Origin of the sequence: Bradyrhizobium sp. (genome assembly GCF_049512235.1) — a bacterium.
Taxonomy (GTDB): domain Bacteria; phylum Pseudomonadota; class Alphaproteobacteria; order Rhizobiales; family Xanthobacteraceae; genus Bradyrhizobium.
Genome location: NZ_JBEKXH010000483.1, coordinates 1 through 4,854, shown reverse-complemented (window position 1 = coordinate 4,854; position 4,854 = coordinate 1). Strand labels below are relative to the sequence as shown.

The following is a 4,854-nucleotide window of genomic DNA, read 5'->3' as shown; positions in this document are numbered from 1 at the left end:
AGGGTGAGGTTGCAAGCATGAGCACCGTCGCGCCTACCGTTGAACCCGTCACCCCCGCGCGGACCTCGGGCCTGGCGGCGATGTTCGAGCACACCCGCTACGTGCTCGGCGAGAACCGCGTCACCGCCTTCGCGTTCGGCCTGTTGATCGTCATCGCCTTCGCGGCGCTGTTCGGGCCGTATGTCGTTCCCCATGATCCCCTGGCGTCCGACACCGCGGCGGCGCTGAAGCCGCCGTCCGCGGCGCACTGGTTCGGTACCGATCAGCTTGGCCGCGATATTTTCAGCCGCGTCATCGTGGCGACGCGTCTGGACACCTTCATCGCCGTGGCCTCGGTGGTGCTGGTGTTCCTGATGGGCGGCCTTGCCGGCATCGCCGCCGGCTATTTCGGCGGCTGGACCGATCGCATCGTCGGACGCATCGCCGACACCATCATGGCCTTTCCGCTGTTCGTGCTGGCGATGGGGATCGTGGCGGCGCTCGGCAACACCGTGCAGAACATCATCATTGCCACCGCGATCGTGAATTTCCCGCTCTATGCCCGCGTCGCCCGCGCCGAGGCCAATGTGCGGCGCGACGCCGGTTTTGTCCAAGCGGCGCGGCTGTCGGGCAATGGCGAGTTTCGGATTCTGCTGGTGCACATCCTGCCCAACATCATGCCGATCATGATCGTGCAGATGTCGCTGACCATGGGCTACGCCATTCTCAACGCCGCCGGACTGTCGTTCATCGGGCTTGGGGTGCGGCCGCCGACCGCGGAGTGGGGCATCATGGTCGCGGAAGGCGCGGGCTTCATGGTATCGGGCGAATGGTGGATCGCGCTGTTCCCGGGCCTGGCGCTGATGGTCGCGGTGTTCTGCTTCAATCTGCTCGGCGACGGCCTGCGCGACATCGTCGATCCGCAGCGAAGGACGTGAGGGGTATGGGCATGACCGCGAAGCCGCTGCTCGACGTTCACGATCTCACCGTGGAATTCGCCACCCGGCGCGGCATCGTCAAGGCGGTGCAGCACGTCAATATCTCTGTGGCCAAGGGCGAGACGCTCGGCATCGTCGGTGAATCCGGCTCCGGCAAATCCGTCACCTCCTACGCGGTGATGCGGATTCTCGACCGTGCCGGCAGGATCGCCGAGGGCTCGGTGATGTTTTCGGGCATCGACGTCAAGACCGCCAGCGAAGATCAGATGCGCGACCTGCGCGGCCGCGAGATCTCGATGATTTTCCAGAATCCGCGCGCGGCGCTCAATCCGATCCGGAAAGTGGGCGATCAGATCGAAGACGTGCTGCGCCAGCACGTGCAGTCGACGACCAACGATCGCGGCGAGAAGGCGATCGAGGCGCTGGAGCAGGTCAAGATCGCCCGCCCGCGCGAGCGCTATCACGCCTATCCGTTCGAGCTGTCGGGCGGCATGTGCCAGCGGGTGGTGATCGCGCTGGCGCTGGCCTGCAATCCGCAGCTTCTGATCGCCGATGAGCCGACCACCGGTCTCGACGTCACCACGCAAAAAGCCGTGATGGACCTGATCGTCGAGCTGACCAAACGCCGCGCGATGTCGACCATCCTGATCACCCATGACCTCGGCCTGGCCGCGGCCTATTGCGATCGCGTGGTGGTGATGGAGAAGGGCCGCGTGGTCGAAACCGCCCTGTCGGCCGACATCTTCGCCAACCCGCAACACGCCTACACCAAAAAGCTGATGCGCGCGACGCCCCGTCTCGGCGTCTCCTTGCGCGATCTCTTGCCGGAAGAAGAAACCGCGGCGCTGGCTCCTCCTCTTACCTCTCCCCGCGTGCGGGGAGAGGTCGGATTGCAACGCAATCCGGGTGAGGGGGACTCTCCACCAGCTGCGCTCGCCGAGACAGCCCCTCACCCCGACCCTCTCCCCGCGAAGGGCGGGGAGAGGGAGAAGACCGCGGCTGGTGGCTCCGGCAACGGCCACGCTTCCAAGACGCCGCTGCTGCTGGTCGACAAGCTGGTCAAGGAATATCCGCGCCAGGGCGCCACGGCGACGCTGGCGAAATTGTTCTCCCGCGGGCCTGCGGTCGAGCCGGAGCAATTCCGCGCCGTCGACGGCATCAGCTTCCACGTCGGCCGCGGCGAGAGCGTCGGCCTGGTCGGCGAATCCGGCTGCGGCAAATCCACCACCTCGATGATGGTGATGCGGCTCTTGAACCAGACCTCGGGCCGCATCGTGTTCGACGGCGACGATATCGGCAGCATCCTGCCGAATGCGTTCGCGCGGCTGCCGCTGCGCAAGAGCATCCAGATGGTGTTTCAGGATCCGACCGACAGTCTCAATCCGCGCTTTACCGCCGCACGCGCGATCGTCGATCCCATTCAGCAGCTTGGCGACATCAGCGGACGCGACGCGCTGCGTGCCCGCTGCGAGGAACTGGCCGGCATGGTCGGCCTGCCGGTCAATCTGCTCGATCGGTTTCCGCATCAATTGTCGGGCGGACAGAAGGCCCGCGTCGGCATCGCGCGCGCCATCGCGCTGCACCCGAAGCTTGTGATTCTCGATGAGCCGACCGCGGCGCTCGATGTCTCGGTGCAGGCGGTGGTGCTGAATCTGCTGCAGGATCTGAAACAGTCGATGGGGATGAGCTATTTGTTCGTATCGCACGATTTGAATGTGGTACGCTTGCTGTGCGATCGTGTCATCGTGATGCGGACCGGACGTATCGTGGAGCAGGGTCCGTCCGAGCGCGTGCTGGGCGACCCGCAGGACGCCTATACCAGGGAACTGCTGACGGCTATACCGCACCCGCCATTGCCGGTTCACTGAACATGCCGCGTGATGCGAGAATACCGATTGGAGAACAATGCCCGCTGATCCGCTTGATGACTATATCGACGCCGTATCGAAAGCCCTGGGCCTGTCGGTCGACGATGGCTGGAAGCCTGCGGTCAAGGCCAATCTCGAGGTGTCGCTGAGGCTGGCGCGGCTGGTCGATGAATTCGTGTTGCCCGACGATACCGAGCCGGCCTGTGTCTTCGCAGCCTGATCTCGCCATGATCGCAGACAGTGACTTGCTGTCCGCCGCCGCGATTGCCCGAGCCGTCAACGGCGGGAAGCTGTCGGCCCTGAGCGTGACGGAAGCGGCGCTGGCGCGGATCAAAAGGCACGATCCGGTCTTGAACTCGTTTACCGACGTGACCGCGGATCGCGCGCGTGCCAAGGCGCGCGCGATCGATGCCGCGGTCGCGGCCGGACAAAACGGCGGCCCGCTCGCCGGCGTGCCCTATGCGGTGAAGAACTTGTTCGATGTGCAGGGCCTGCCGACCCGCGCCGGATCGAAGATCAACCGCGAGCTGAGGCCGTCGCGGCGCGACGCCACCCTGATCGAGCGCATGGAGGCGGCCGGCGCCGTGCTGGTTGGCGCGCTCAACATGGGCGAATACGCCTATGATTTCACCGGCGAGAATGTGCATGACGGGCCCTCGCGCAATCCGCACGATGTCACCCGGATGTCCGGCGGCTCCTCGGGCGGCTGCGGCGGCGCGGTGGCCGGCGGCCTGGTGCCGCTGGCGCTGGGGTCCGATACCAACGGCTCGATCCGCGTGCCATCCTCGTTCTGCGGCATCTTCGGACTGAAGCCGACCTATGGCCGATTGTCGCGGGCAAGGTCGTTTCCCTTCGTGGCGAGCCTCGATCATCTCGGTCCGTTCGCGCGCAGCGTCGAGGATCTCGCGCTGGCCTATGACGCGATGTCAGGGCCCGATCCGGAGGACGCGGCGTGCGCCATGCGGCCTGCCGAGCCGGTCAGCGCGCTTTTGGCCGAGGGCATCGGCGGCTTGCGGATCGCGATAGCCGGCGGCTATTTCCAGCACAACGTTTTCCCCGAGGCCATGGCGGCGATCGCCCGCGTTGCCAAGGCGCTCGGCACCACCGAGATGATCGAGATTCCCGAGGCCGCGCGCGCCCGCGCCGCCGCCTACGTCATCACCGCGACCGAAGGCGCCGCGCTGCATCTTGATCGCTTGCGAAAGCGGCCTCTTGATTTCGATCCGGCGGTGCGCGATCGGCTGCTGGCCGGGGCCATGATCCCGGCGCCGCTGGTCGGCCGCGCGCACAAGTTCCGCCGCTGGTATCGCGACCGCGTGCTGCAGGTATTCGAAACGGTCGATGTGATCGTCGCGCCGGCGACGCCTTGTGTGGCGCCAAAACTCGGGCAGGCGACCTTCGTGCTCGACGGCGCGGTACTGCCGCTGCGCGCCAATATCGGCATCCACACCCAGCCGATTTCCTTCATCGGCCTTCCCGTGGTCGCCGTTCCGGTCCCGCTCGAGCCGATGCCGATCGGGGTCCAGATCATCGCGGCGCCGTGGCGGGAAGACATCGCACTGCGCGTCGCCTATGCGCTGCAGCGCGCCGGCGCGGTCGCAGCGCCGCGACCGAGAGGAATTTGAGATGGAGGTCGATCTGCCCGAGGTGCTCGCCGAAGTCAGCGGCCAATTTGAGCGCTACGAGCAGGCGCTGGTGTCGAACGACACCGCCGTGCTCGGCGAATTGTTCCGCGCCGACCCCCGCACGCTGCGCTACGGCGTCGGCGAAAATCTTTATGGCTATCAGGCGATCACGGCCTTTCGCGCCGCCCGCTCGCCGATCGGTCTGTCGCGGCGGACCGCGCAGACGGTGATCACGACCTACGGCCGCGATACCGCGGTCGCCTCGACGCTGTTCTACCGCGACAGTGCGCCCGGCCGGGTCGGGCGGCAGATGCAGACCTGGGTGCGGTTTGCCGAAGGCTGGAAAATCGTCGCAGCCCATGTCAGTATCATCGATGAACCGCGGGATCAGAAGACATGAGTCTTGACGATCCTCCGACCAGCGCTCCCCAAGGCCCGGCCGGC

At 66.2% G+C, this 4,854-nt stretch carries 5 protein-coding genes; all 5 read left to right on the top strand.

Going from position 1 to position 4,854, the window contains the following annotated elements:
* Positions 1 to 17 precede the first annotated feature (17 nt).
* The 5 genes from ABSG20_RS30055 to hpxZ are packed head-to-tail and all read left to right on the top strand — an operon-like array spanning position 18 to position 4,810.
* Entirely contained in the window at positions 18 to 917 is a 900-nt protein-coding gene (locus ABSG20_RS30055; RefSeq protein ID WP_423868093.1) for an ABC transporter permease, read from the top strand.
* Between the two features lie 11 nt (positions 918 to 928).
* Complete coding sequence (locus tag ABSG20_RS30050; RefSeq protein WP_423868092.1) at positions 929 to 2,785, top strand: dipeptide ABC transporter ATP-binding protein; 1,857 nt, start codon at positions 929 to 931, stop codon at positions 2,783 to 2,785.
* 37 nt (positions 2,786 to 2,822) lie between these two features.
* The gene (locus ABSG20_RS30045) at positions 2,823 to 3,005 is read left to right on the top strand and encodes a DUF4089 domain-containing protein (RefSeq protein ID WP_423868091.1); all 183 of its coding nucleotides are present in this window, start codon (positions 2,823 to 2,825) and stop codon (positions 3,003 to 3,005) included.
* A gap of 7 nt (positions 3,006 to 3,012) precedes the next feature.
* Positions 3,013 to 4,410, top strand: coding sequence for an AtzE family amidohydrolase (locus tag ABSG20_RS30040; RefSeq protein ID WP_423868090.1), 1,398 nt, complete (start codon positions 3,013 to 3,015; stop codon positions 4,408 to 4,410).
* 1 nt (position 4,411) lies between these two features.
* The gene (gene hpxZ / locus ABSG20_RS30035) at positions 4,412 to 4,810 is read left to right on the top strand and encodes an oxalurate catabolism protein HpxZ (protein WP_423868089.1); all 399 of its coding nucleotides are present in this window, start codon (positions 4,412 to 4,414) and stop codon (positions 4,808 to 4,810) included.
* The last annotated feature ends 44 nt before the right edge of the window (positions 4,811 to 4,854 follow it).